The organism is Marivirga sp. (assembly GCF_051117495.1).
Classification (GTDB): domain Bacteria; phylum Bacteroidota; class Bacteroidia; order Cytophagales; family Cyclobacteriaceae; genus Marivirga.
In genome coordinates, this window is the sequence record NZ_JBNPEF010000016.1 from 1 (window position 1) to 26,911 (window position 26,911).

21 protein-coding genes are annotated in these 26,911 nt (G+C 34.5%); 5 read left to right on the forward strand and 16 right to left on the reverse strand.

Annotation, left to right across the window (positions count from 1 at the left end; genetic code table 11):
* Positions 1-346: 346 nt before the first annotated feature.
* Positions 347-1,594, reverse strand: coding sequence for a 1-acyl-sn-glycerol-3-phosphate acyltransferase (locus ACFE0M_RS09200; RefSeq protein ID WP_434545463.1), 1,248 nt, complete (start codon positions 1,592-1,594; stop codon positions 347-349).
* A 246-nt stretch (positions 1,595-1,840) separates the two neighbouring features.
* Here ACFE0M_RS09200 and ACFE0M_RS09205 point away from each other — a divergent pair, with 246 nt between their 5' ends.
* On the forward strand, positions 1,841-2,044 hold the full coding sequence (locus tag ACFE0M_RS09205; protein ID WP_303271537.1) for a PspC domain-containing protein: 204 nt from the start codon (positions 1,841-1,843) through the stop codon (positions 2,042-2,044).
* Between the two features lie 6 nt (positions 2,045-2,050).
* Here ACFE0M_RS09205 and ACFE0M_RS09210 read toward each other — a convergent pair whose 3' ends face one another.
* The 8 genes from ACFE0M_RS09210 to rbfA all read right to left on the reverse strand — a co-directional run bounded on the left by ACFE0M_RS09210 (position 2,051) and on the right by rbfA (position 10,360).
* On the reverse strand, positions 2,051-2,455 hold the full coding sequence (locus ACFE0M_RS09210) for a DUF4783 domain-containing protein (RefSeq protein ID WP_434545464.1): 405 nt from the start codon (positions 2,453-2,455) through the stop codon (positions 2,051-2,053).
* A 174-nt stretch (positions 2,456-2,629) separates the two neighbouring features.
* Positions 2,630-3,232 carry a DUF2179 domain-containing protein gene (locus ACFE0M_RS09215; RefSeq protein ID WP_434545465.1) on the reverse strand — a complete coding sequence of 201 codons (603 nt, stop codon included), beginning with the start codon at positions 3,230-3,232 and terminating at the stop codon, positions 2,630-2,632.
* Positions 3,233-3,488: 256 nt separating this feature from the next.
* Positions 3,489-4,853 (reverse strand): DNA repair protein RadA, encoded by a 1,365-nt coding sequence (gene radA / locus ACFE0M_RS09220; RefSeq protein ID WP_434545466.1) that lies wholly within the window; start codon positions 4,851-4,853, stop codon positions 3,489-3,491.
* A 53-nt stretch (positions 4,854-4,906) separates the two neighbouring features.
* Complete coding sequence (locus ACFE0M_RS09225) at positions 4,907-5,365, reverse strand: PIN domain-containing protein (protein ID WP_434545467.1); 459 nt, start codon at positions 5,363-5,365, stop codon at positions 4,907-4,909.
* On the reverse strand, positions 5,358-5,567 hold the full coding sequence (locus tag ACFE0M_RS09230; RefSeq protein ID WP_434545468.1) for a hypothetical protein: 210 nt from the start codon (positions 5,565-5,567) through the stop codon (positions 5,358-5,360). Before ACFE0M_RS09230 ends, ACFE0M_RS09225 begins: the two co-directional genes overlap by 8 nt.
* A gap of 121 nt (positions 5,568-5,688) precedes the next feature.
* A complete protein-coding gene (locus ACFE0M_RS09235; RefSeq protein ID WP_434545469.1) occupies positions 5,689-8,619 on the reverse strand; it encodes a DEAD/DEAH box helicase in 2,931 nt (976 codons plus the stop codon).
* Between the two features lie 106 nt (positions 8,620-8,725).
* Entirely contained in the window at positions 8,726-9,952 is a 1,227-nt protein-coding gene (locus tag ACFE0M_RS09240) for an ABC transporter permease (protein WP_434545470.1), read from the reverse strand.
* Positions 9,953-9,970: 18 nt separating this feature from the next.
* Positions 9,971-10,360, reverse strand: coding sequence for a 30S ribosome-binding factor RbfA (gene rbfA, locus ACFE0M_RS09245; protein WP_434545471.1), 390 nt, complete (start codon positions 10,358-10,360; stop codon positions 9,971-9,973).
* A gap of 150 nt (positions 10,361-10,510) precedes the next feature.
* Here rbfA and ACFE0M_RS09250 point away from each other — a divergent pair, with 150 nt between their 5' ends.
* Entirely contained in the window at positions 10,511-11,863 is a 1,353-nt protein-coding gene (locus ACFE0M_RS09250) for a hypothetical protein (RefSeq protein WP_434545472.1), read from the forward strand.
* 132 nt (positions 11,864-11,995) lie between these two features.
* Positions 11,996-13,036 (forward strand): sodium:calcium antiporter, encoded by a 1,041-nt coding sequence (locus ACFE0M_RS09255; RefSeq protein ID WP_434545473.1) that lies wholly within the window; start codon positions 11,996-11,998, stop codon positions 13,034-13,036.
* 156 nt (positions 13,037-13,192) lie between these two features.
* Here the strand turns inward: ACFE0M_RS09255 and ACFE0M_RS09260 are convergent, their stop codons facing one another.
* From ACFE0M_RS09260 to ACFE0M_RS09285, 6 genes are all read right to left on the reverse strand, one after another.
* The gene (locus ACFE0M_RS09260) at positions 13,193-14,575 is read right to left on the reverse strand and encodes a dipeptidase (protein ID WP_434545474.1); all 1,383 of its coding nucleotides are present in this window, start codon (positions 14,573-14,575) and stop codon (positions 13,193-13,195) included.
* 34 nt (positions 14,576-14,609) lie between these two features.
* Entirely contained in the window at positions 14,610-19,418 is a 4,809-nt protein-coding gene (locus ACFE0M_RS09265; protein ID WP_434545475.1) for a hypothetical protein, read from the reverse strand.
* A complete protein-coding gene (gene prmA / locus ACFE0M_RS09270) occupies positions 19,415-20,263 on the reverse strand; it encodes a 50S ribosomal protein L11 methyltransferase (RefSeq protein WP_434545476.1) in 849 nt (282 codons plus the stop codon). The genes ACFE0M_RS09265 and prmA overlap by 4 nt, the downstream gene beginning before the upstream one ends.
* On the reverse strand, positions 20,263-21,024 hold the full coding sequence (gene tpiA / locus ACFE0M_RS09275) for a triose-phosphate isomerase (RefSeq protein ID WP_434545477.1): 762 nt from the start codon (positions 21,022-21,024) through the stop codon (positions 20,263-20,265). The genes prmA and tpiA overlap by 1 nt, the downstream gene beginning before the upstream one ends.
* A 123-nt stretch (positions 21,025-21,147) precedes the next feature.
* Positions 21,148-21,522 carry a virulence RhuM family protein gene (locus ACFE0M_RS09280; protein WP_434545478.1) on the reverse strand — a complete coding sequence of 125 codons (375 nt, stop codon included), beginning with the start codon at positions 21,520-21,522 and terminating at the stop codon, positions 21,148-21,150.
* A gap of 89 nt (positions 21,523-21,611) precedes the next feature.
* Positions 21,612-23,039: a DASH family cryptochrome gene (locus tag ACFE0M_RS09285; RefSeq protein WP_434545479.1), complete on the reverse strand. Its 1,428-nt coding sequence runs from the start codon at positions 23,037-23,039 to the stop codon at positions 21,612-21,614.
* A gap of 117 nt (positions 23,040-23,156) precedes the next feature.
* On the opposite strand from ACFE0M_RS09285, the gene ACFE0M_RS09290 reads away from it, so the two are divergent.
* Both ACFE0M_RS09290 and hemH read left to right on the forward strand, forming a co-directional pair.
* Positions 23,157-25,388 carry a GAF domain-containing protein gene (locus tag ACFE0M_RS09290; RefSeq protein WP_434545480.1) on the forward strand — a complete coding sequence of 744 codons (2,232 nt, stop codon included), beginning with the start codon at positions 23,157-23,159 and terminating at the stop codon, positions 25,386-25,388.
* A 165-nt stretch (positions 25,389-25,553) separates the two neighbouring features.
* Positions 25,554-26,582, forward strand: a complete 1,029-nt coding sequence (gene hemH / locus ACFE0M_RS09295) for a ferrochelatase (RefSeq protein ID WP_434545481.1) — start codon at positions 25,554-25,556, stop codon at positions 26,580-26,582.
* A gap of 234 nt (positions 26,583-26,816) precedes the next feature.
* On the opposite strand, the gene ACFE0M_RS09300 is transcribed toward hemH, so the two are convergent.
* On the reverse strand, positions 26,817-26,906 hold the full coding sequence (locus ACFE0M_RS09300) for an IS3 family transposase (RefSeq protein ID WP_434544788.1): 90 nt from the start codon (positions 26,904-26,906) through the stop codon (positions 26,817-26,819).
* Between the last annotated feature and the right edge of the window lie 5 nt (positions 26,907-26,911).

Sequence of the window (26,911 nt, forward strand, 5' to 3'; positions counted from 1 at the left end):
GAGAAAATTTATCACTCTGATGGATGAATTAATAGAAATAGCTCCAAAAATACTAATATTAGAGAAAAAGAAAGGCAAACTATCTTTAAATCAATCCATTACGGTGTTAGGCTGACGGCTATGGCTAACCAGCGGACAACCCACATCCTCGTCTGGCTCGCATTTTTGTCCTCCTACCCAAACTCTCAGATCAAAATTTTATTTGGCTAGAGGGATTTGTGGTATTTTTCAAGAAGTCCCTCATCAAGATTTGCACGAAAGACACAGAGAGATTACACAATGGTTTACAAAAAGTCCATATTCTTCTTGTAGCTCAGTGTCAAGCTTTATACAAGTCATAGTGGTTTTACTTTACGATCAAAGTTTTAAATTCATTAACCAATTCTTGTTCTTGTTTTAAGATTTGGGGTTTTCTAAACAGAATAAAAGCATTTTTCAATTCTTTTAAGTGATATTCTGTTTCATACATTATTACCGATATTACTGGGAAGGTAAAAACAAGGATACCTGCCAAAATCCAGCCCAAACTAAAACCAAGAATTAGTAAGATGATGAAATAAAAAATAGGATAGAGGAATAATGATATACCTGTTCTTAAAGAAATATGCCAGGTGATATCTTTGACTCCTGCAATCACTTTCTTTTCAATGATATACTCAGGAATAAAATTGAGCAATTTTGCTATCAACCAGAAAGGAAAACCAATCAACAACCCCAAGGATTTTAGTATTAAATAAAAAGGGTTATAAATCTTTGCTTCAAAATCAGGACTTAATTGATGTTTTTTAACTACTTTAAAATAAGTATGAGTTTCTTTTTTTAAAGCCTCTGTTTTAGTTTCATCCTCTTTCAAAATATTACTTATTTTATTTAGCACCTCATTTTCTGCATGGACAATAGATTTTTTATTATCCGCCCAATCTAGGGCATAAGGTTTAATCAAGCGCCTTACCTCCTCCATGAAATCATATTCTGAATGCCATTTGATATCCAGCATTTCTGCTGAAATTCCTTCTTTAATTTTATCGGAAAATTGCTTTTGAGCTTTTATCGGGTTTTCCTTATATATATTCTTGAAATCATTGACCTGAAATACCTCTCCGAAATGCACATGCAAATCATGCCACCTTTTGGGGTGACTTTCATAATGCAAACCAAAAGGAGCAACCTTCAATCCTAATTGGAAATTATTTTCTTCCTCTGCCTGAAAAGAAATTCTAGCTGGGCCTTTTTGCATGGGTCTCAAAAATCTTTTAATAGCATGGTTTCCCTCTGGGAAAATCAATAAGGTTTTACCGCATCTAAATAAATCAATACATTTTTTAAAAATTTCATTATTCTGAGCCACGCTGCCCATATTATCTTTCTTTCTATAAATAGGGATCAAATGGATGATATCAAGTGCAAGAGCTGCCCATTTTGATTTAAATATATCCGCACGAACCAAAATATTGGGATTGATATTTTTGGCTACCTTTACCAATACCAAACCATCCATAAAGGTGTTTTGATGATTACTGACAAACAAAACTGGTTTACGGTTTTTGATTTTATCATAACCTGTGATAATAATATTACGATAACTAAAAGACATACTTGCATTCAAAAGAATGCGGAGAATAACATATATTGAGGACCTAATAACTTTATACATAGGGTAAATTAAAACTTAAAGCCACAAATATAATGATTTTAGACAGTGTTCAATATGAAAAATAACTGTTCAAAAACGAACACTCCTTTAGGACTAAAAATTACTATACGGCTCAAAAAAGCTGATTTATCATTTTGGCATTTATATTGAGCTAAATATTTAAATATTAAAATTGATTTAGAACAAATGGAAAAGAACTTAGAAAGAACAAGAGAAAGAGTATTCGCAGGAGTTTGCGGAGGGATAGCAAAATATTTTGGCTGGGATGCCGGAAAAGTACGTTTGCTTTATGTACTGATATCTATATTAAGTGCCGCTTTCCCTGGAATATTGGTATATGTTATACTATGGTTTGTGATGCCAGAAGAAAAATTGAGCTGGAAGAGATAGTTTGGTTTACTCTTCAGAAAAATCAATTATATAAATTTTTTCTTTGCCATCGATTTTTTTGGCTCTTATGAGAACTAAAAAGGTACCTTCAGAGTGGACATAATTTCCGATGGCATACTTTAGACCTTCATTTGAACTCCCTTGGTGGGCATATTCAAAACTGATAGGTTCATGTTTTTTAAAAAACTCTTTTAAATAAATTTCTGCATGGACATTGCTATAATCTCCAGATTCATTATTAATATTGAGCTGAATATTATCATGGAAATGCTGAGACAATTCTTTCGAACTACCCGCTTTTAAGGCAGAGCGAACATCTGCAAATAATGACTCACTTTGCGCATGAGCATCACTTAAACTGAAGCTAGACAGCAAAAGAAAAAATAATAATTTTACAGCAATTCCCTTCATAAGGATTTTGAGTTCGATTTAAAATTGTGAATAAGCCAAAATTATGCCATATATCTACAAATCTGGACTTATTTTATTTAAATTAACACTATTAAAAATTAATATTATTCCAAAATAGCACAATGGAATTGAGTATGCAAAAAGCATGCGTCAAATTTCAATGTATTTAGTGATTCATTTACTTCGGATATCCAGCATTTTACCTAAAATAATCCCTTTATTTTCCTTAAACGACATATCCTCATCGCTAACTTTTTTCACCCCTTCAATAGTGAAAAAGGCTTTTGGATTATATTCTTTCACTTTAGGAATCAGTTCTTTCAGAGCATTTCTTTTAACTACGGTGAAAATAATATTCACTTTCCCATCATTTCCGGTTCCGTCAATGTTAGAATAGCGATGATTTTTTCTTTCCAAATATTCGATCAAATCATCCGCAGGCAAAGCAGTTATGACTCTTACCACTACCCGACCAATTGCCATTTTCTCCTCTAAAATAATACCCACATAGGTTCCAAAAGCATAGCCAGTGGCATAAGAAATATAACTTACAGGATTATCAATATGTTGGAATATTTGACCTATAGCCAATAACCAAATTAAAGACTCAAAAAATCCAAGGAGGGGAGCAAGGCCTTTTTTCCCTTGCATTACTAATATAACACGAATTGTACCTATAGAAACATCCGCTACTCTAGCTAAAAAAATCAGTAATGGTAGAATAATAAAAGCAAATAGCTCACTTGAAAACCCCAATTCTTGAAAAAACTCTTGCATATAAATCTGTTTTGGAGAGAAAGCTTAAATATCTGAAAATTATTTCAGTTGGGAAAATGGATGGTTTTGATATGGGAGTTTAAGTCGGACATAAAAAATGTCGGACATTAATCTCCAATGCAACACTATCTCAAATAGAAGCCCAATGTCTGACATGAAAAATGTCCGACATTTCTGTTCTGCAGTTCGGCACAACTGTCAGAAGGTTCTAAACGTCAGACAGAAATACAACGTCTTTAGTCTTAAATCTCAAATTTTATCCAAACAAATAGCTGACTACTTCACCTAATTGACTGAAAGTTTTAATATCAATCTTATAGCGAGAAATATCGACTCCTTTCATGCTAAATTTTGACACCAATATTTCTTCAAAACCTAATTTCTCGGCTTCTGCTATTCGATTTTCAATTCTGTTTACAGCTCTAATTTCCCCACTCAGTCCTACTTCAGCCGCAACAGCTGTTTTGGACGATAATGGGATTTCTTCCAAAGAGGAAATAATTGCCAAACAAACTGCCAAATCCATCGCAGGATCCTCAACACGGACCCCCCCTGCTACATTCAAAAATACATCTTGAATACCCAAACGGAAGCCTCCTCTTTTTTCTAAAACTGCCAGCAACATGTTCAATCTTTTGTTATCATAACCTGTGGCTGAGCGTTGAGGCGTACCGTATGTCGCTGGACTTACCAATGCTTGGATTTCAATCAAAAGCGGACGATTACCTTCTAAGGTAGCACCAATAGCAGTCCCACTACTATCTTTATCTTTCTGGGAAATTAATATTTCAGAAGGATTACTAACTTGACGCAATCCGTTTTGCATCATTTCATAAATCCCTAATTCGTTGGTGGAGCCAAATCGGTTTTTAGTGGTTCTTAAAATTCGGTAGGTCAAATGGCGATCTCCTTCAAATTGAAGCACTGCATCCACCATATGTTCTAAAACTTTAGGCCCAGCAATAGCTCCGTCTTTCGTGATATGACCAATTAAAAATACTGGGGTTTTATTTTCTTTAGCAAAGCGCATCAATTCTGCCGTACATTCCTTAACCTGACCAACACTTCCTGCAGCGGATTCAATTTTAGGGGAATGCAAAGTTTGAATAGAATCAATTACCAGCAAATCAGGCCCTAAAGTTTCCACTTCCCTGAAAATATCTGCCGTATGAGTTTCCGTTAGGATAAAGCAGTTTTTTGAATTATGCTCCATACGGTCTGCCCGCATTTTTATTTGTTGGGCACTTTCTTCCCCACTTACATATAAAACTTTGAGATTGGAAAGTTGTAAGGCTATCTGTAGCATTAGGGTGGATTTTCCTATTCCAGGTTCTCCCCCAATTAAAACCAATGAACCGGGCACAATTCCTCCACCTAAAACCCTACTTAATTCTCTATCCTGCACTTTTATTCTAGCTTCTTGAGTGCTTTCAACTTCTTGAATGGCCACAGGCCTATTGGCTGTTTTCTTTGCGGATTGGTAGCCACTAGAACTCTTTTCTTTTGAAATTACTTCTTCCACAAAAGTATTCCATTGCCCACATGATGGACATTTTCCGACCCATTTGGGTGATTCATGCCCGCATTCCTGACAAAAATATGCTGATTTAACTTTAGCCATATAACTTTTAAATCCCTTGATTATCCCTTTTTAAATAGAGGGGTAAATCTTCTTTATTTATTTTTTCTTGTGATTTTTAAACGGTACTCAAATAAGTCGTCAGTAGTAGTAAAATTTTTAAAACCCTTTAATTTTAAGCCATTCATCAATTTCTTATCGCCAGTCCACATTTTACATTTTAAAAATATTGAAAAAGCAACGAATGGGACATCATTCAAATCGATATCTTCACATAAATTTATTGCTTTCTTGTAATTTTTCTCCTCAATTATAGAGTGGTTTAAGATGGTAATCTTCTTAAGAATCATTTCATAAACCTCCATAAATTCTGGACTGCCTAGGTTAGCCCTTGCTTTTAATTTTTCTTGATGTTGGAGTATTTCTTCACGTAAATATTTTGGGGCATAAAAATCATAAATATTATCAGAAGTTAATAAATCCTGCCCTATTTTACTGTTAATATTTAGAATAGCACTAAAAACAATATTGGTATCAACCACTATTTTAGTCATTATACCCTATCTCTTTTTTAATTTTATTCCACCTGTTTATTTTTGATTCTTTAACAATTTTTTCAAGGTCTTTTATGGATGCATTTGATTTAGCCGTCAGCTCTTCATACCTTAAATAATCTAAAATAGATTGGATTTTTGACGCACTTGTTCCAGCTGGGAACCTCACTAAAATCTCATTTTCATTTCTTTCAACTATCATCTTTGATTATTTTAATAAATTATTCTTTTTGTATTAATGTCTGTAGAGAACATCTAATCACTTTAGAACAAAAATAACCAAATTTTAAGTTCCAAATATAAAACGTCAAGAAACATTATTTTTATGCCAATATCCCCTCAATATCCTCTTTACTCAAGCTTTTCATAAAGCTTTCTTCCGTACTGATTAAATCTCGGGCAAGTGTTAGTTTTCTTTCTTGAAGTGCCAATATTTTTTCCTCTACTGAGTTTTTGGTGATGAATTTATAGGTAAAAACTTGTTGCTTTTGACCAATCCTGTGGGCTCTGTCAACGGCTTGTTGCTCAATAGCCGGATTCCACCAAGGATCCAATAAAAACACATAATCAGCTGCCGTCAAATTCAAGCCTAATCCACCTGCTTTTAAGGAAATTAAAAAGACTGATATCTCTTCATTTTCCTGAAATAATTTGACCTGTTTTTGGCGGTCTTTTGTGGTTCCGTCCAAATAAGCATATTTGATGTGGCTACGTTCCATATAATCTTTAAATAGGCTTAAATGCTTCACAAATTGACTAAAGATCAATACTTTATGTCCTTCTGATATAATAGAGGTGAGCATATGGGTGACATCCTCCATTTTTCCAGAGTCTCCTTGATAATCTGGATCTGTCATTTTAGGATGATTAGCAATTTGGCGTAATTGGGTCAAACCTTGCAATAAAATCATTTGAGAACTTCGGACTCCATTCTTTTCAATTTCATCCAAAATCATATCTCGGAAGTAGTTTTTAACTTCCTCATATTTTTCTTCCTGCATGGTGGTCATGCCAGAATAATGTACATTTTCTATTTTATCGGGCAGTTCGGTTGCCACTTGTGATTTATGTCTTCTTAAAATAAAAGGCTTGATCAAGGTAGCCAATTTTTGAGATTTTTGCTCATCTCTTTTCTTCTCAATTGGGGTAACAAACTCATCTTTAAAGAACTTTTTATTCCCTAACAGTCCCGGATTTACAAATGACATTTGAGACCATAAATCCATCGTACTATTTTCCACAGGCGTACCTGTAAGCACTAATTTTCTTCTGGATTTTAATTTTTTTACAGCTTTGGCAATATGTGAATCAGGATTTTTGATCGCTTGTGACTCATCTAAAATAATATAGTTGAATAAAAATTCAGAAAGGATGTCAATATCCAATCTTGTGATGCCATAAGAGGTTAAAATCAAATCATAACCCTCAAACTGTTTGCTGTCTTTTATTCTATTGGTTCCTGTATAAACAAATATTTTAAGTTCAGGAGTAAATTTTTCTGCTTCTGATTGCCAATTATAAATAAGGGAAGTAGGCATAATAAGTAAGTTGGCGGCAGTTCTACCATTTTCATTTTCAGATTGCAACATGGCTAAAGTCTGCACGGTTTTACCCAAACCCATATCATCCGCCAAACAACCCCCAAAGTTATATTGATTCAAAAACTGCAACCAATTAAAGCCTTCTTTTTGGTAAGGACGCAATTCCCCGGAAAAATCTGCTGGCATGGGATGGTCATCTATCTGCGTAAAATCTCTAAGTTTTGCAAGCTTCCGGTCCATTTGCACTTTTGCCAAGTTGCTATTCTCCATCTCATTCACCAATGACAAATGGTGTTTCCTCATTTTCATGGCATCCTCATCGCCATTTTCCATAAAGCTGAAAAGCTCGGAATAATCCTCAAACCAATGAGATGGTATTACGGCTGTTTGATTATTGGGCAATTGAAATTCATATTGATTATTGAGAATATGCTTTCTTAATTCTTTAAATGGAATTTCATAATCACCAAACATGACCACTGCATTGATATCAAACCAATCAATCCCTTCTGAAATATCAATTTCAATGGTTGATTTTCCAACAAAATAATTCTTATCACTGATATGTTTATCCTGTTGAATCTCGACCTCATTTTCATCAAGCCATTCCACATTTTTTGAAATCCAACTGAAAGTTTTGGTTTTTGTCGCTGTATTTTTTCCTTTTAGTATATCCAAGCCCCTTTCCACCATGGCATCTCTAAGGCTCTTTTCTTTCAGAAGGTTTCTGACTAGTCTTTTGAAAACAAATTGGCCATCTTCCTTTTCCACTTTTACTGAAACTCCTTCTCCCTTTCCAAGCGGAAATGTATGTTCACCGTACTGAAATTTTAATTCCAACAATAATTTGCCTTCCTCCTCTACTTCTTTACTTTCTTTACTGAATAAATCTAAATTTTTGCCTGAGGCAGAAGCCAATTCTGAAATTTTCAATTTAGGCAGAGGCTCCTCACGGAAAGTTTTAATTTTAAAACCTCTGGCAAAAACATCAAATGATGCTACAAGTGGTGCTACAAATTTTTTAAAATAAGTTTCTTCTACTTTTTCAGGAATAGCAATAAATTTCTTATTGAGGAATGGCTTTATTTTTTTTCCTTCTGGATTTTTTTCAAAAGAATATAATTTTTGATTGACGACCAGCCATGCTGGCTTATTACAGATTAGATAGGCACCTTTATACTGAAACTCCAATTTTTCTCCATTGTGTTTTATGGTAGGAAAATAGTGGGTATTGTCTTCGTTTTTAACAAAATGGAAAAGGATAGTGGCTTTTTCTTCCATCACTTCAATCTGGCGCCAAGCCGGCTCGCCATCATTTCCCATTTCAAAAAGCATTTTACCTTTAATTCGAGCAAGGATTTCTGAACGCCTTTTTTCCATATAGCGCTCAATTTCATCCTTTACCAAATCATTGCCCCCCTCTTGATTATAATATTTATCAAAAAATTCGGCAGGCTTCATTTTCTTTTTGGCAAACTTTCGAACAATTACATCCTGTTGCATTTCATCCATTAACTCAATCAGCTCATAGTCCACCTCGTCCATTCCCTTGTCGAATTCATTTGCGTTCTTGGAAGAGATGTTTTGGTGGGAAAAGGTAAGATCTCCCTTGCTGTTTTTTTGTACTACAAAGGATTCGAAAGTGTAGCCCAAATATTCATGTTCGAACAATGAATATATCAATTGAAATGGTTGAGTGGTATATACCTTCATGGATTAAAACTTGTCAAACAAATTGTATTTGTCTATTTTTTAGAAAAATCAGAATTGAAATTTAATAAAATAGGATGGAACTCTTAATACTTTTTTGAATAATTTGCTATAATCGCTGTATTTCTACCGATTTTGCCGCTACCTGAGCTGGTTTAAATGATGCCAGAATAGTAATAACCGCAATACTTAGCATGGTGAAAATAAAATCAGAAGCTATCATTTTTACTGGATAAGCTTCTTGAACTGCCGAGGCCATGTTCATGGAAATCAAACCATATTTTTGTTGCAAGAAACAAATTACAAAGCCTATAAAGCCCCCCGTAAGAGCACCGGAAAGGGAAATAATGGCTCCTTCTTTTAAGAAGATATTTCGAATGGTTTTAATGGGCGTTCCCATTGCAAACAAAATACTTATATCCCTTTTTTTATCTAATGCCAACATCGTTAAGGCAAAAAAGATATTGAATGATGCCACTGCTAAAATGAATGTGAAAGTAATATAGATGAATAGTTTTTCTATTTTAATGGCTTTCAACAAGGATGCATGTTGCTCATCTGAATTCAAAACCTCAAATTTATCGCCAAGTGTCTGTTGAATTGATTCTTGTATTTCACTTACGGAAATACCCTCTGCTAAATTAATCTCTATTGAAGTGCATTGATTTCCTTTACCTATCAATTTTCTTGCAAAACGAATAGGGACAAATATATATTTTTCATCGTATTGCTTTTCAATTGCAAAAACCCCAGCAGGCATTAAAATGCCTGAATTATACATACTAGATGGGTTCGTCCTGCCCGGGCTGATATTTTTAGGATAATAAAATTGCAAAGCCAGAAAATCATTCCGAGCGTTTATAGATAAATCGTACCGTATTCCTTGACCCACAACGGCAAAATTTTGTTCTTTTTCAGTCAGTTTTAATTGCCCCTCCGTAATATGATTCTTCAGTTGGCTATTTTTAACAAATTCAGGGCTCACCCCTTTCATACGAACAACTGATTCCCCATCATTATAGCGAACCAAAACATTATCTTCCACCACTTGTACAATGGTAGCAATGCCCTCATTATTCTCAATTTTCTGCCTTAATTCATCATCGTATTCGAAAAATTTACCCTCCTTTAAACTGATTTTTAAATCCGCATCGAAAGAGCTGTACAATGAACGAATTAAATCTTCAAGACCATTGAAAACAGATAATACAATAACCAATGCGGCCGTTCCAATTGCCACACCTACCATGGCAATTATGGACAGAACATTGATGAATCCCTTTTTCTTTTTTGAAAGGAAATATCGTCTGGCAATGAAAAATGATAAATTCTTCAAGATTCAATTGGGGATTAGTTAATCTTTATTTTCGTCCTCATCCTCATCCTCTTCAGGAGGAATGTCCAATTTTGAAAGGATATCATCAATTCGATTGGCTTGCTCCAAAGTTTCGTCCATAAAGAAAGCCAATTCGGGAATGATCCTGACTTGTTTTCCAATTCTATTACCCAAGTGCTTTCTAATCTCGCTTTTTCTTTCTTGGATCAATTCTAATGTTTCACTTGGCTTATCCGAAAGCATAAGGCTTAGGTAAACTTTAGCAAAACTTAAATCAGGAGATACCTCAACATCGGTGATGGTAATAAATGCTTTTCCAAAGGTATTAGCCATTTGTTTTTGGAAAATTTCACTTAAATCTTTTTGTAATAAACTTGAATATTTTTTTTGTCTTGATCCTGCCGCCATACTATTCTATAATTTCTTTACAAATATGCATGATATTTTATACAATTTGTGCTTTATCCTCTAATTTAGCAATCGAATCATCAACAAACCCATAGACTATTGTTAGGTTTTTTCCGAATAAACGACCCTTATCGCTTACTGATACTTTTTTTGGCAGTATTAATTTTCCGATTGCCCTATTTAATCGGCTCGGAACCATTGGTCTATGAAACAGATTGGCTTTTGATTGGAGAAGCTTTAAACAGCGGAAAAATTTTATATAAAGATTTGGTGACCCCAATTTCTCCCTTGGCGGCTTGGGTTTATATGATAATAGAATTCATTTTTGGCAAATCTATTCTGGCATTGCAAATATTGTCTGTGCTACTGGTTACATATCAATTTTCACTTTTCAACAATATTATGTTGAGGAATAAAGCCTACAATGAAAATTCATACATCCCAGCATTGATTTATGCTTTGCTCATGTTTACTTTCTATGATTTTTTTACGTTATCCCCTGCTTTAATAAGTCTTACTTTTATAATGTTAGTGTTGGATAACATTTATTTAAGAATAGAAAATAAATTGCAAGATGCCACCATATTAAAAACAGGAATTTTCATGGGGTTAGCCGTTCTGTTTTATTTACCTTCTATTTTCTTTTTAATTGCCACTATACTTTCTTTTGCTTTATTGACTAGTCTGGTTTTAAGACGTTATATGTTATTTCTTTATGGCTTCATTTTTCCTATTGCCATAGCAATGATTTATTTCTATTGGCAAAATGGCCTTGATGCCTTCATTTTTCAATGGATAAAATTCAATTTATTTGATTCAGTTAATCCCGTAATTGATTTGCAATCAATACTTTTAATTATAGCAATTCCTAGCTTGATTTTTTTTGTGGCGCTTTACAAAACATTTAGTGCAAAACGTTTTACAAATTATCAACTTCGGGTTCAACAAGTTATGTTTATAATGTTTTTAGCCGCTTTTGGAAGCTGGTGGATTTCAGAAAAGCAAGCACCTTATGAACTTTTAGTATTTGTCCCCTCCTTTTCATTTTTCATTATTCACTTGATTTTTCAGTTTAGAAATAAATTAAGAGCCGAAATATTCACCTTGATTTTTAGTATTACACTGATTGCCATAAACTACAGTATATTCTATCAAAATTCGCCTTTGCATAATTTTGGAAATTTCAATGCTCTAAAAAGCAATCAGTCGATATATCATGATTTGGTGAAAGATAAATCTGTCATGATTCTTGGGGGCTCCACAGATTTATACAAATCAGTTAAAGAGATCGGTACAGAATATTACGACCCAAAACTCAGTATGAAAATTTTAACTGAAATGAGTGAGAAAGAGCAATTAATGGCTCTTTTTGATGACATTCAGAACAATCAACCCGAAATAATACTAGATTTTACTGGCACCTTTACCAATATTCATGAAAAACTAGTCTTCCAAAACCTAAAGTATCGACAAATAAATAAAGAAACATATGTAAGGAATTAAGCTTTTCCAAAAAAAATTATTTACAAAATAGCTATACTATTAAATTAAATGATGTTTAGACCCAAAATCTGTATTAAAATCAGATGTGATGTTGTTTTAGATTATGATTTTACTCATATTTGAAATTGAAATATGGGAGAACTTTTATTATATATTGGAATAATTTTAATTTCCACCTGGGCAGTTTGGAAAGGCGGAAGCCTCCTTGAAGAATCATCCGAAAAATTATCAGATTTTTATCGTTTGCCCCCATTAATTCAAGGTACAATCATCACGGCAGTTGGCTCAAGTTTTCCTGAATTAGCGGCAACCATTTTATCCACTATACTACACGGTAAGTTTGATTTGGGTGTATCAGCAATTGTTGGATCAGCTATATTCAACATATTGGTAATTCCAGGCATTTCTGCGGTTATAGTCAAAAGAATGCCTGCAGATTTAAGTTTAATATATAAAGATACCCAATATTATATTATTTCAATATTCGTCCTTTTTATCTCCTTTGCCATGGCTTATGTATATTTTCCAATATCTGTAAACCCTGGTAATATGGAAGGTACCATGACAAGATGGATAGCTATTATTCCAATCGTTTTTTATGGGTTATATCTTTTCATACAAGGTATGGAGACCCGCGATTACAGAAGAGACCATGGAAAACGGGCTGTTCTAGGTATTGATAAAGAAAGTGTCAATATTAGAAAGGATTGGATTAAGCTAATTATCAGCCTTGTTTTAATTGTAGCCAGTGTAGAAGGATTAGTTAGTGGCGCAATATTCTTAGGAGAATTTTTTAATACGCCAGATTTTATTTGGGGTATCACAATTGTTGCTGGTGCCACTAGTATTCCCGATGCTGTTGTGAGTATCAAAATTGCCAGAAAATTTAAAGGCTCCATAAGTTTAGGGAATGTATTGGGTAGTAACATATTTGATTTGTTAGTAGCCGTTCCAATTGGAGTTTTAATTGCTGGAACAGCCGTTGTGAACTTTACAGTAGCAGCTCCTTTAATGTTATTCTTGGCATTAATCACTATAATAATGTTTGTATTCTTAAGAACTAATTTAGCATTGGTTCGATGGGAAGGCATCGTATTACTGATTCTTTATGTCCTCTTTGTGGCATGGATGATTTTGGAGACTTTAGGAATCACCTCTATAGTTATTAAATAGAGCCTATTAAGCAATTACACGAGAAAATTTTGCGCTTATCTAATTTCAGTACCAAATAATAAATATTTGTGAAAATAATTATTAGAATCCATGTAAATAGAAAAGCCTGTCAATCTTTCGAAAAACAGGCTTCTTATCATTTATAATCTTTATGCTTTATTTTCTATCCAATTCGGCAAAATATTGATGGAACAAAGCTACTGTTTCAATTCCCTTCAAATAGTTTTCAACGCCAAAACTCTCATTGGGAGAGTGAATGGCATCTGAATTAAGACCAAAGCCCATCAAAATACTGTCCAATCCTAAAATATCTTTAAACAAAGAAACAATTGGAATACTACCTCCTTCACGAGTAGGGATAGGTTTTTTGCCCCATACTTTTTCAAAAGCTCTCTCAGCTGCTTTATAAGAGTCTGTATCAGTTGGGGTAACATATGGCATTCCACCATGATGTGGAGTAACCTTCACCTTTACACTTTTTGGAGCGATGCTCTCAAAATGCTTCTGAAAAAGTGCTGTAATTTCATGGTGGTTTTGATTCGGAACCAATCGCATGGATATTTTTGCACTGGCTTTTGATGGCAATACTGTTTTGGCTCCTTCGCCTATATACCCCCCCAAAATACCGTTCACATCTAAAGTTGGGCGAATGCCCATTCGTTCAAGAGTATTGTAAGAAGCTTCTCCTTCAACATCATCAATATCTAAATCCTTTTTAAAATCATCTAAATTAAAAGGTGCTAGATTCATTTTGTCTCTCTCTTCCTGAGTCAATTCTACTACCTTATCATAAAAACCTGGAACGGTTACTTTTCTATTTTCATCTTGAAGGGAAGTAATCATTCGAGTCAGTACGTTTATTGGATTCGCCACGGCACCTCCATAAACTCCGGAATGTAAATCTCTATTGGGCCCTTTAACTTCTACTTCCAAATAACTAATTCCCTTCAAGCTTACTGCCATTGAAGGATGTTCATTTGCAATCATTGAAGTATCTGATATCACAATGACATCCGCTTTTAATTTTTCTTTATTCTCGGCTATGAAGATTTCTAGATTTTCAGAACCAACCTCTTCTTCACCTTCAATCATAAATTTTACATTACAAGGAACGCCCCCATTCTGCTGCATCATTTCAAAAGCCTTCACATGAATATACATTTGACCTTTATCATCAGCAGAACCTCTAGCTACGATTTTACCATTTTTTATAACTGGATTAAAGGGTTCTGAATCCCAAAGTTCATAAGGATCGGCTGGCTGAACATCATAATGACCGTAAACCAATACAGTTGGTAAATTAGGATCAATAATTTTATCAGCATACACAATAGGATGACCATCAGTTTCACATACTTCTACGTTTTCAGCTCCGGCCTCCACAAATTTAGTTTTCATAAATTCAGCCGCTTTTTTCACATCCCCTTTAAATTTTGGATCAGCACTTACGCTTGGAATTCGTAATAAATCGAAAAGCTCATCTAGAAACCTTTGTTTGTTTTCGTTTAGATATTTTCCTGTTTCTTCTTTAGTTATCATCTATTAATATTTATGAAATTTAGTATGAATTAATTTAAAAACCATCGTCATCATCATCCTGAACCGGATTATCCTGAGCCGGAACAGGGGTATTTACAGGACTGGCCTGTGCACTTGCTTCATTGGCCATTTCAAGATAATAGGGAGCATCTATATCGAAATATCTCTTACGATAATCCTCTACAAAATTAGTAACTTCCAATTTATCACCAGTCAAGAAAACGAATTCGCCAAATTTAGCTTTTTCTGCTTTAGATTTCTTGTCAATAAGTTCATTTGCTTCACTGTTAGAAGAGAAAAATATTAATCTGTCTTCTTCATAATGAAAGAAATACCAACATGAAGGTGATACTTGCAAGAACAATTTAATGGCAGATCCCATTTCCAATTTCTGGATTTCAATGAATCCATCAATATTTGCATTAATATCTTGTGCCCCCGTATTGGAGATTCCAATTTTCCCCACACTGTACCAAGAACTCTCTTCGTCCGACCACTTCATGTCAATATTATTTAAAACAATGGTTTTGGTCAAATCAGATGATAAAGAATGTAACGGGATATACTCATTAAATATATATTCTTCATATCTCTTAGCCGCTGAATTTCCAGCTATTTCAGCTAGTTTAGGAAGTAAGCGGTCTAAATCCTTGGTAGATTCGGGCAATCCAAGTCTTTGCACCACTTCGACCATATCCATGCCAATAATAGGGGTGAAAGCATTTGGCAAATCAAATTCAATGGTCATCATTAAATTGAAAATAAATTCTTGACTGAGTAAATCCCCCGAACCTGATCCTGCAGAATTAAAATTAGCCTCTTTTCTGCTTTCCATAAATTGGAATGGCCCTTCAAACTCCAATTTTTGCTCTTTTTCATTGTAGGCAAAATATTTACCAGCGTATGATGTTCCTGCCTTTCTTGCTTTACTCTCAATAATAAATTGACTTTTTGATGCATTATAGGTTAGCAATCCACTGGGTTTGAAAAAATCAACATCTGTAAAATCTCTTTTTTCATTAATAAAAGTAGCATAAAGCTGATTGTCAATATTGTCAAAATGGATACCTGCTTGAAGAGGTTCTCCCATTTCAGTAGTACTATTGTCAAAATCAATTACAACCTCCTTAGCACTACCATCACTTTTGTATGAAATCCAGGTATCATAATTTGGGATATCCCTCAAATCTGGCTGGATGTAACCTTGCAATTCAAGTGCTGGCTTATCGGCATACATGGTAACATCCCCTTTATAATACATACCGGGGCTTATCAACATTCTATCCTCCTTTCTTACGTTTCCGGAAGACACAGTGCGCAAGCTATTTTCCCCTTTAGGTGAATCGGGAATAGGCTCCAAACTAAATTCCCCCATTTTAATAGAAAAGGTATCTCCTACCGAATTTACGTATCTATAAGTGGCATTTCCCTCAAATTTCTTACGTGAGACAATATCGATTTCAGCGTCATACAAATTATGATAGCCTGTTAGCGTGTCTAATTTTAGTGTTGCGTTGTATAACTTATTGATCTTACCATTTTCCCCAATAATCACTTCCCCTCCACTTGGAGTGATTTGAGCATCTGCTACCGTTATAAATGGAATTCCAGAAACATTCAAAGCTTGGCTTTCAATATCATAAATTGCTTTTGTAGCATTAAATACAAGTGAATCCTGATCTGGATTTGTGGAATAGAAATAAGAATTATTGATATTGATATTTTCTGGTTTCGTCATTTCCACAATTTTCTCATCCAACCTCCATAATGCTGAAGGTATTGAAGTTTTATAACTTGCGTAAGGGAAGTTTAGGGCTGCATCTCCCTCAATCTCTGGATTGACAGTTGCTGTATTGGCCAAGAAATCAAAATCTAATCTCACGTCATCAGCCGATAAAGCAGGAATAGTATCCGTTGACTCGATTCTAAAATCTGCATTTCGGGCTGAGAAGCTTTGCTCTTCAAAACTGAATTTCTTTGATGAAGTATTAGAACCTCTAGTGCTCATCTCTCCCATCCCAAAGAGTCCCTTTTTTGAAATAATTGCTTTGCCCTCCAAAGAGGCAGTTTCATCATACATTTTAAAAGGATCAGATCGATTTGTCATGTACAAACTATCTTTGGCCGTTAGCCAACGCATATCAAAATTGGTGATTTCTAGTTGAGGATAAGAGACCCCTTCCCAATCACCAGGTTCAATAGTTGCATAATTCCCAACTGCTGTTATTGAATCCTTAAAGAAAGTGAAGTTTTCAGATCTGATTGTTGAACTTAAATACTCAATTTTATCTCCACCTCTTAAACCATTGTTATCTAATTTAATGGCGCCAAAAAACCTTGCTTCTCCGTCCAACAAATCAATACCATCATCAGGCAACGGATGATTGAAACCCAGGGATTTATCTGGCATCACCCTCAGCTTCTCCTCAAATTCAGGAAAAATATCACCGGAATGAAATACCCCGTCAAAAGCAATTGAATTTGGGTCTGAGCTACTTACGGAATCGATTTCAAAAGGAGGAATCACGAAATAAAGACTTTGATCATAAACTCCACCTAATATTTCTTCTCCAAGGAAATATACCGTGGCACCTTTAGTTGCATTAAAAATCGGGTATTTTGGAAATTCTTTTTGAGCAGATTTGTTATCCGGTTCATTAATATATAACACCCCTGCTGTTTCAACTAATTGATTCTGTATCTGCTCCTTATTGGATTGTTTGTTATCGGCACCCGTTGCCAAATTAAATTTGATATTATCGATTTGGGGCATGGAGATTAGAAAACTATCATAGTCCATTCTAAATTCAGAACCCTTATATTGATAATTACCGGCATAAACGGTACCATCAAACTGTACATCTCTGTTTTTCCTTAGAACGACTCTACCACTATCTGGCTCAACACTTATTCCTAACTTATCATTAATGATAAATTCCTCAACCCCAAAAATATCTAATGTGCCTTTATTGAGATTTAATTTCCCGTTTGGTTTCCCTGAGGATACTGATGATATTTGAACATTATCGTAATCTTTTCTTCCCCATTTGGAATCCACATAGTGAAAAGCCTTATCCAACATATCTATTCTTCCGCTTACGATATCATATTTTATAAACCCATTTTGCATCAATAGCTTCATGCCAGATCTTAATTTACTTTCCTCGATTCCCGTTTTTTCAGCAACTTCATTAGTGTAAAAAGTATTTAGATTTACTTCTCTACTGTAATGAACTACCACTTGTAATGCATGAAATCTATATAAGCCTGATAGGCTGTTGTATCGATATTCATTAAAATATTCTGCTGATTCGAATAAAGCTGGCACCCGATTTCCAGCTATTAATATTGATATATCCACTACAGAGGAATCCATATCCCAACTCAACTTATCCGCTGTGAAATCCATATTAAAATAACTGGCATAAAAAGGAGTATTCTTAAAATTGCCTTTATTTTTTAAAAGATTTAAGGTATTTTCATTCACTCTGTAATCAAGGCTTAAACCTGGGTGATAAATTGAATCTGATCTTTGGTAAATGGACACACTGCTGACCTCTGAAGAAAAAGCGCTGTCTTTATAAATAAATTCTCTAGATTCTGCCCTAAACTTTTTTACCGCTTTTCCCTGTAATTCGAGACTACTGATGCTTTTATCCATTGCAGAAGTGCTTAAAGTAGTGCCCTTTAGAGTTACTCCACCTTTTAAATAAAGTCCTTTTTTATCCACAAAATTCAAGTCATAGCCTGATTGATAGGATTGGAAAAAAGGATATCTCGCATTTCCGTTTTTTCTATTTTCTGCCTTAAAATCAATAAAGCCTTTGACAGGCGTTTTAATTATTTCCGGATAGTTCAATGTAACTTGTTCTGCAGAAAATTCTTTCTCATTCACTTCAAAAGTAAATTCGGACAATTCAGCATTTAATTCTTTTGAGTCTTTTCCAAGATGCTCCCAAGTCAAAATACCCTTTTCTGCTACAAAAGTATTTCCAATCAACTCCAATCTTCCGGAAACATCATTCACTTTTATAGAATCTGTTGTATTGAGAAATTTGAGATTAATATTTCTCAATTTCACAATAGGCCCTTCCAAAAAAGGCATGGGTTCACTAAAAGCTGATAGGTCAACTGGACTGTTATCCTCAGTTTGGTTTTCATTTTCAGTTGACGTTTCTTCATTGTCCCAACTATCATCATCTCCCCAGCCATCATCACTGCCCCAGGCATCATCATCGCTATTTCCCCAGCCATCATCTGCTTCTGAACCCCATTCGCTTTCTACTTCCTCTTTTTCTTCAACAGGGGATTCAACTTCAACCGTAACCTCTGGTTCTGAAGGCCATTCAAAACTAACGCTTCCGCCTGAAAATGCTACTTGATAATATCGGCTATAATAAATTGCTTTTTTCTCTAAAATCTGCTCTGTGGTCCTTAAAAGTACTTTAAATTGGTTGGTTTCCAATTCCTCATAAGCCCTTTTCGTAATTTCTAAAAATGTATTTATGGCATTGGCCGGATCTTCTAAATTCGAAGAGGCACCTGAAAGTGTACTTATGAATGGCAATCTATAGTCTCGAACAGAAAGGTTATCTGCCTTCATCTGATTGTAAATTTCTTCAATCATCACTCTGTTTTGTTGAGTGAATAAATTTTCCTGATTCCAATAATTCTGGAAGAAGAGAGAAACACTTTCAGATTTTTCTGTGCCAATTTGCACTAAATCCATCTGTACCTCGCTTAGAAAATCAGGTTTTGATGTTTCTTCATTAGTTTCATTATTTTGAGCTTGTAAGCTAAAATTGAATAAAAACAGCAATATGGTGCTAAAATATAATCTCATTTATTCTTCCTAAGCAAAAGTGCCGACCATTGGTTCCTTACAGATTGATTTTCAAGTGCTAATGAAAATTTATTACATTCATTTAATATATCTGCAACATCATATTCATAAAATCCACTGAGCATTAAAAAACCATCTTTATTTAGATGCTTTTGTAAATGCTGTATGTCTGCTAATAAAATATTTTTGTTGATGTTTGCTAAAATCAAATCATATTTTGCCTTTTCAGGAATAGATGTAACCTCACCTTTCCAAATTTTAGCATTAGCATGATCAATTGAATTTAACGAAAAATTCTCATTAGTATTTTCAACCGCCCATTCATCAATATCATAAGCATCCACTTTATTCGATCCTTTAATGGATGCTAAAATGGCCAAAATCCCCGTGCCGCAACCAGCATCTAAAACCGAAGAGCCCTGTAAATCCATATCATGCATCAAATTCAGCATTTGATAGGTAGTTTCATGATGCCCAGTTCCAAAAGACATTTTGGGGGTGACTACTATTTCAATAGGAAATTTTGGGTTTTGCGGATGGAAATCAGCTCTCACCAAAATTTTATCCTCCACCTCTATGGGCTGATAATTCTTTTCCCAATCAGCATTCCAATTTTCCTTCTCTACTGTTCCCAATTCATAATTCACAGTAGTCAGCGCATGATATTGCTGAAAAAGCTCCTCAAGTTGAGAAGCTTCAATATTTTGATTTTCATCTGTATAAGCAAAAAGCCCGCTTCCATCTTCCTTTTCTTGGAAGGTAGAAAAACCAATTTCTGCCAACTCTGCCATGAAAATTTCAATGAAATCTTCTGGGCAATTTACTTCTAATGAAATATAGCTCATTAAAATGATTTAATAATATCAGTGAAATCGCGTGATTTAAGAGAAGCACCACCAATTAAGCCTCCATCAACATCAGATTGAGAAAATAATTCCTTGGCATTATCAGGTTTACAACTCCCACCATATAAAATGGAGGTTTCATTGGCAACATCTTGACCAAATTTGGATGCAATATGCTCACGAATAGTTTTGTGCATATCTTGAGCTTGCTGAGAGCTGGCGGTTTTACCAGTTCCAATGGCCCAAATTGGTTCATAAGCAATCACAATATTTTTGAATTGTTCTGTTGATAAATGAAATAAGCTATTAGTCAACTGCTTGGTTACATAATCATTTTGAGTATCCGCTTCTCTAATTTCTAGAGGCTCACCACAACAGAAAATTACCTTCAGGTCATTTTTTAATGCATTATCGGTCTTCTTAGCAAGTTCAGCATCTGTTTCAGAAAAATGTTCTCTTCTTTCGCTATGCCCTAAAATGACATATTGAGCCCCTAATGACTTCAACATTGGAGCAGAAATTTCGCCCGTAAAAGCTCCTGAATCTTCTTGGTGGCAATTTTGACCAGCCAAAACTATCTGCCCCATTTCAGGAATCAAGTTTTCAACTGCATATATGAAGGGTGCAGGAGGAGCAATTATAACTTTTACATCAGAAGGCGCTTCATCTTCCACCATATTGGCTATTTCAGAAGTTAAGGATTGCGCTTCTACTAATGTTTTATTCATTTTCCAGTTTCCTGCTACTATTTTCTGTCTCATCTTATTTTCAATTTATGTTATAGGCTAAAAAACAAAAATAAGAAGATTTGAGCATAAAGCTAAGGGATAGTGGGTTAAGATTAAATAGGCAAGGCGAGTGTTAACTAAAGGCCCCATTTTATCTCATAATTTTGATTCCCTTAATACTTTTGTAGCCCAAATTCGGAATTGTGTGCCTCTTTGAGATTTCACCCTGTAGCCAACAGAGATAATGACATCTAAATTATAATAATCTAAATCACGAGATACTTCACGAGAGCCTTCTGTTTGAACTGTTCGGAATTTCCGAACAGTTGAATTACGTTCTAATTCACCTTCTTTAAAAACACTAGTAATATGCTCAGAAATGGTTGATTTAGCTTTCTCGAATAACTCTTGCATAGCTTCTTGAGTAAGCCAAACGGTTTCATCATGCAAAAGCACGTCTACCTTTACTTCACCACTTTGGGAAACATATAATAAAAAATTACTTTGGTTTGGAGTGAGACTACTTTCCATGTTTAAATTCTTTCAGTTGAAATAAACAAATCTAAGAAAAAGAATTTAACCATCTGAATAATCACAGTTTGATAAAATCCTTACTCAATCTAATACTCCCACTTCCCCAAATCCACCACAGGCTTCAAATAAATTTCCGGAATAATCGAATTCACTTTTTCTAATTCTGTCTCATTCATTAAGGATACTTTATGAACGTTGAAGCCTTCGATTTCCTTCAATTCAGGAATCCAATATCTTACGTATTCACCTTTACCATCATATTTTTTGGCTTGGCTGAGGATATTGAAATATCGATTTTCTCGGGGGTCATTTCCTACTCCTGCTACATAAGCCCAATTTCCCCAATTACTGGCTACATCATGGTCAATTAATTGATGCTCAAAGTACCAAGCGCCCATTCGCCAATCCAACCCAAGATCCTTCACCAAAAAACTGGCTACATTTTGCCTTCCACGATTACTCATAAATCCAGAAGCATTTAGCTCTCGCATGTTGGCATCAATAAAAGGGACTCCTGTCTCGCCATTTTTCCATTTTTCGAAAAGCGCTAAATCCCATTTCCACCTCACTTCTTCTCTTTTTATACCTGCTTTTTGGAAAAGCTGAGGACCGAATTTCTTTAGAACGAAATGAAAATAATCTCTCCAAATCAGTTCAAAAATCATCCAGTAAGTGGATTGATTTTTCTTGCGCTCTTTTTCATATTTTTTGACCTGATAATAAATGGATTTCGGTGAAATGCATCCTAAAGCAAGCCAAGGAGAAAATTTAGAAGAATAATCAGCTCCCAATAAACCATTTCTAGTATATTTATATTCCTTCAATTGGTCTGATTCCCAGAAATAATGGTTCAATCGCACCCATGCTTTCGTTTCTCCACCTTGAAAATTTAAGACTGATTTTCCATCTGGTTCAGCATCTTGAATTCCTATATCATTAAATTTGAAATCATCATTTAATACAATAGAAGCTGATAAATCCAGCGGAGATTCAAACAACTCCCTCACATCAGTTTGCTTCTCGTTTTCTTTTCTAAATTGAGTAAATATATTAGGCAGTTTGGCTATAGGCCAAGGAATATCTTCTTCGTGATAAAGTGTATTTTGAGCATAAAAATGAACATCTGCTTTTACTTTTATGAAAAGCTCCTCAACAGCCTTTTCCAATTGTATTTCTTCCGTTCCAGATTCTTTTGGGGCATAAAGTGCATCAAATTTATGCTCAGATAAAAGGTCTTCGATAATTCTATTAACCTCACCTTTTTGAATAAATAAATGCCCACCCTTTTTCTCAATATTCTGTTTTAAATCCAAAACAGATTGCCACACAAAATTCATTTTTAAATCCGATGAGCGACTAATTCCTAGTGGGTTTTCTTTCCACTCTTTTTCATCAAAAATATAGAGCAATAAATAAGAATTAGAATTCTGAATTCCTTCCCAAAGTGCTTGATTATCTTCCAGTCTGAGATTTCTTCTAAACCAAATAAGTGATTTTTGATGCTTTTTTTTCATTTCTACAAGAATTTAATCTGTCCTTTTAACTGATTGATCAAAATTTATGTTTGAAGCTTTTTAATTAGGTCGATAAAGAATAAATTGAACTTTGGAAAAAGATTAGGCGACTGCATTATGAAAAAATTAAACTTCAATTCCATTAAAAGCAGAATGATGATAGGCTATGGCAGCATGGCTTTATTGATAGTCATCGTGGTTTTTATAACGCTTTCGCAAATTGCTAATATCATGGAAATGGGAAATGATGTTTTGGAAAATAAACAACCTTCCCGCATGTATGTAGATGCCATGAAAAGTGGAGTAAGACATTCGAATGTTACGCTTCAAAGTTATCTATTATCTGGAAATGATAAACTGAAAAAAGAAATTGATGATATCTGGAAAAAGGAAATTCAATCATCTAAGGACAGTATTGATTCTTTAAAAACTTATTGGGACAATCCCGAAAATATTATCATTTACGAGAAATTGACCCGATTAGCAGATAGAATTAAAAAGAACCAGCAGGAAGTATTGAATAGTGCTCAATTCGGTGGCGGGGACATAAGCTTATCCTTATATGATTATCCAAATATAGAAGGCGACACCATTTATGATACCAATGACTTACAAAATTGGATAGATGATGAATTGGGTAATCAAAGTTCAAACAATAACCCCAATGGGCTTTTATACGAAGAGAATTTAAAAGCGCTGAGTGATGAGTTTGATGAAAAAGCAAGTGTCTTATTTTCAAATCTAGAAAAAGAGTCATTAGCAATAGGAGATAAAATTTTTGCTGCTCGAGACCGGTTTATCATTGTTGAATCTACTATCGTTATAATCGCTATTATTTTGTGCTTCATTCTTTATCGATTTGCTCGCAAGCAAATCAAAAGTAGTATAGATACCTTACAGGATGAAGTGAAAATTCTCAGTGAAGGAAATATCCCTGAAACCAAGGCTCAAACCAATGATGAGTTCGATATTATCTTGGAAGAAATTCATACGTTATCTGGTAATTTAGCCAATGTGAAGAACTTTGCTTTAGAAGTCGGTAAAGGAAGTTTTGACAGTGATATTTCCGTATTCAATAATCAAGGAGACATTGGTACTTCCCTTGCTGAAATGAGAGATAGCCTTAAAAATGTATCTGAAGAAGCCCGAATCAGAAACTGGACGAATAAAGGTTCCGCAGAATTTGGGGATATCTTGAGAAAATTCAATAACAATATTAGCGAACTAAGTGAGCATGTCATCACATTTATGGTCAAATATTTAAATGCCAATCAAGGCAGTATTTTTATAGTAGATGAAGATGAAAATGGGGATGAAGCTTTACATTTAACCGCAACCTATGCTTATGACAGAAAGAAATTTATAGAGAAGACTATTCAACCTGGACAAGGCTTAGTGGGGCAAGTTTATTTAGAGAAACAATCTTTATATATGAAAGAATTGCCTGAAAATTATATCAGCATCACTTCTGGTTTGGGCAAAGCTACTCCAAAAAGTATTTTCATTGTTCCTCTAATAGCTAATGACACGGTTTATGGAGTGATTGAAATTGGAACATTTACTGAATTCACAGAGAATGAACGAAAATTTATCGAAGATGTAGGGGAGAACATTGCCTCTTCTGTACAATCCGTAAAAATAAATGAGCGGACTAATAAATTGTTGGAAGAGTCGCAGGAAATGACAGAGCAGATGCGTTCTCAAGAAGAGGAGATGCGCCAAAACATGGAGGAACTGCAGGCCACTCAAGAAGAGATGGAACGTTCACAGAAAGAAAATAACGAGCGACTCACCGCAATGGAAAAAAGTGGGATGGCTTATGTTGAATTTGCTCCTAATGGTGACATAGTGACGGCTGATGAAACCTTTATTAGATTATTTGGCTACAATTCTGTTGATGAAATAAAAGGCAGACACCATAGAATTTTTGTGAGCGATGAATATGCAAACTCCGATGATTATCAAGCTTTTTGGGGTAATTTAAGGGCAGGGAAAATTCAAAGTGGCGTCTTCGACAGATATACAAAAAATGGAAGTAAAATACATATCAAAGGTTCCTATACAGTATTAAGAAATCAAAATGATGAGATTACAAAAATCATCAAATTTGCTTTTGATGTTAGTGAAATCTATCAAAAGCTTGAAACGATTCTAGAGGAAAAAGAAACGCTAATTAATCAACTAGAGGATTTGGAAGCTAAAATCCAAGATACTGCAAAAGGGGGATTGAATGAATTAAAGACCTATCAAAAAGAGCTGAAAAAATCATTGATTGAAAAGCTTCAAAAAAATGAAGATGATTTAAAAGCCTCGATTGAAAAACAAAAAAAAGATCTAGGAATTTCTTAAACGAATTTTTTACTAAACGGAAAAATGAAATCTATTAGGTTTTAAAACAATATATATTAGAAAATTAACATAAAATATTTTCATCATTAATATTAAGTATTATCCAGGCAGTTTTTGATGAAAATTAAAAACATATAAAGTACACTTCAGGTTATTCAACCCAATATGAAAAAAGCAAATCAAGGAAAGACAGGCGTTTTATTAGTAAATCTGGGCACACCGGATTCTACCAAAACAGGAGATGTAAGAAAGTATTTAAGGGAATTTTTGATGGATAAAAGAGTAATTGACATTCCTTTTTTATTCCGTTGGATGTTGGTCAACTTGATAATAGCTCCTTTCAGAGCACCAAAATCAGCAAAAGAATATCGTAAACTTTGGGTTGAAAGAGGCTCTCCTCTAAAATTTTATGGAGAAGATGTTAGGGATTTACTCCAAGAGGAATTAGATGATAACTATGTGGTGGCATTAGGAATGCGCTATCAATCCCCTAGCATCAAAAGTGCCCTTGAGGAACTGAATAATCATAAAGTAGCTAAAATCATTGTGGTCCCTATGTTTCCTCAATATGCTTCTGCAACTAGTGGTTCAGTTCATGATAAGGTGATGGAAATTGTGCAGGAATGGCAGATTATTCCTCAAATCAATTTTATTAGCACTTTTGTGGAAGAGCCCGGATTTTATAAAACATTCGCCAGCTTGGGTCAAAAATATTTAGACAAACACGAGTACGACCACGTGATTTTCAGTTTTCATGGTTTGCCGGAGCGCCAAATCAGAAAAGGTTCGGTTGAAAATTATTGCAAACTAGGAAGTTGTTGTAATGCCTATCATGATAAAAATAGATTTTGTTATAGGGCTCAATGCTTTCAAACTGCTAGGCTTATAGCCAATGAAATGAATCTACCAGAAGATAAATTCACAGTCACTTTCCAAAGCCGCTTAGGAAATGATCCGTGGATTAAACCTTATACCGATGATGTATTGAAAGATTTAGCTAAGGATGGGAAGAAATCAGTTTTGGCCTTTTCTCCTGCATTTGTGTCCGATTGTTTGGAAACAACCATTGAGGTAGGCGAGGAATTCAAAGAAGAATTTGAAGAAGCTGGGGGAGAAAAATGGGATTTGGTGGAAAGCTTGAATGATAATAAAGATTGGGTGCAGACCTTAAAATCATTGGTTTTAAAAAATTAGGTGTGCCCAACATACAAAACGTTAGATTTTTTTGATTAAATTATTGGCTACTATATTATATGAATAGCCAGTGGTTAAAAATTATATCGACCCTTTTATTTTGCTTAATTGTTCGCTCGGCCTTAGCATTACAATCCGACTCAATTCAGTTATTATTAGACAATCAACTACTAAAAGGAGAGTTTAATAAAGAGAAAGAGGTACTGGACTTGCAACAAAAAACTGGACAAATAATTAAGCGCATTTTGAATAATTATTTTCATTAAATTGTTCAGGTGATAAATATCCTAAATAGCTGTGTTTTCTTCTTCTGTTATACCATATTTCGA

Coding starts and splice junctions, on each gene's coding strand:
- ACFE0M_RS09200 (WP_434545463.1), bottom strand. CDS start 1,594: ATGTCTTTTAGTTATCGTAATATTATTATCACAGGTTATGATAAAATC.
- ACFE0M_RS09205 (WP_303271537.1), top strand. CDS start 1,841: ATGGAAAAGAACTTAGAAAGAACAAGAGAAAGAGTATTCGCAGGAGTT.
- ACFE0M_RS09210 (WP_434545464.1), bottom strand. CDS start 2,455: ATGAAGGGAATTGCTGTAAAATTATTATTTTTTCTTTTGCTGTCTAGC.
- ACFE0M_RS09215 (WP_434545465.1), bottom strand. CDS start 3,232: ATGCAAGAGTTTTTTCAAGAATTGGGGTTTTCAAGTGAGCTATTTGCT.
- radA (WP_434545466.1), bottom strand. CDS start 4,853: ATGGCTAAAGTTAAATCAGCATATTTTTGTCAGGAATGCGGGCATGAA.
- ACFE0M_RS09225 (WP_434545467.1), bottom strand. CDS start 5,365: ATGACTAAAATAGTGGTTGATACCAATATTGTTTTTAGTGCTATTCTA.
- ACFE0M_RS09230 (WP_434545468.1), bottom strand. CDS start 5,567: ATGATAGTTGAAAGAAATGAAAATGAGATTTTAGTGAGGTTCCCAGCT.
- ACFE0M_RS09235 (WP_434545469.1), bottom strand. CDS start 8,619: ATGAAGGTATATACCACTCAACCATTTCAATTGATATATTCATTGTTC.
- rbfA (WP_434545471.1), bottom strand. CDS start 10,360: ATGGCGGCAGGATCAAGACAAAAAAAATATTCAAGTTTATTACAAAAA.
- ACFE0M_RS09255 (WP_434545473.1), top strand. CDS start 11,996: ATGGGAGAACTTTTATTATATATTGGAATAATTTTAATTTCCACCTGG.
- ACFE0M_RS09260 (WP_434545474.1), bottom strand. CDS start 14,575: ATGATAACTAAAGAAGAAACAGGAAAATATCTAAACGAAAACAAACAA.
- ACFE0M_RS09265 (WP_434545475.1), bottom strand. CDS start 19,418: ATGAGATTATATTTTAGCACCATATTGCTGTTTTTATTCAATTTTAGC.
- prmA (WP_434545476.1), bottom strand. CDS start 20,263: ATGAGCTATATTTCATTAGAAGTAAATTGCCCAGAAGATTTCATTGAA.
- tpiA (WP_434545477.1), bottom strand. CDS start 21,024: ATGAGACAGAAAATAGTAGCAGGAAACTGGAAAATGAATAAAACATTA.
- ACFE0M_RS09280 (WP_434545478.1), bottom strand. CDS start 21,522: ATGGAAAGTAGTCTCACTCCAAACCAAAGTAATTTTTTATTATATGTT.
- ACFE0M_RS09285 (WP_434545479.1), bottom strand. CDS start 23,039: ATGAAAAAAAAGCATCAAAAATCACTTATTTGGTTTAGAAGAAATCTC.
- ACFE0M_RS09290 (WP_434545480.1), top strand. CDS start 23,157: ATGAAAAAATTAAACTTCAATTCCATTAAAAGCAGAATGATGATAGGC.
- hemH (WP_434545481.1), top strand. CDS start 25,554: ATGAAAAAAGCAAATCAAGGAAAGACAGGCGTTTTATTAGTAAATCTG.